We start from the raw sequence: 786 nt of genomic DNA on the forward strand, positions 1-786 counted from the left end.
GTTCAGTGCTTGTTCAGTGATGACTCAGTGTAGACTGTATAATCAGTGACTAATGACTGTCTAAATACTGATTAAAAATTGTTGTTAGATATGACTTGATATCCATATGTTTCGATTTAATACTTATCTTGATCAGCTATACGCTAATCAGGAAATCAGTTTCATGTTTACTATTTAGAAATGGGGGATGAATTTTTCGCTACGCTGTTTTATTTAAATTATTTTACTGATATACAGTGTTATATGTATTGTTGTTTGATTTTATGAGTAAAAAGTACTCAATATATTTTGCAAGCTTAAATTTAATCTTCATATTTGTTGAGTAAAAAGTACTCAATAGTAGAAAGCAAAATTAAAAGCTATGATTGTATTAAATAAGCATCAGATAGTCACAGAGCAATTTCCAAATGGGGAGACAAAAGTGAAAGATTTTGATCAGTTGATCTTAAAGAACAATCTCATTGAATTTACTTATCAGGAGGATGGAGATTTAATCCGCTTGCTTTTTGTCAAAAAGCGATTGGATGAAAGACCTACCGAATCTTGCGGATTACTGATCCGTTATATGCCCTATAGCCGTATGGATCGCAAAATTGAAGGTGATTTGTTTACATTGAAATATGTGTCGGAGTTTATCAATAGTTTGCAATTTGATGCGGTATCTGTTGCCGAACCGCATTCCAATGTGACATTGGAGCTACTGGCGAACAGTGTAGGGATTTATCCGGCATTGGACTGGTTGCCACAATTAATGGAAAAACTTGAGTTTTCGGAATCAGATCGGAT

1 pseudogene is annotated in these 786 nt (G+C 33.7%); it reads left to right on the forward strand.

Annotated elements, in window-relative coordinates:
* Positions 1-361: 361 nt before the first annotated feature.
* Positions 362-786, forward strand: a pseudogene (locus B2X72_RS10095) (hypothetical protein); the annotation flags it as partial.

The sequence above is a fragment of the Sphingobacterium sp. UBA7253 genome, assembly GCF_002472745.1.
Lineage (GTDB): Bacteria > Bacteroidota > Bacteroidia > Sphingobacteriales > Sphingobacteriaceae > Sphingobacterium > Sphingobacterium siyangense.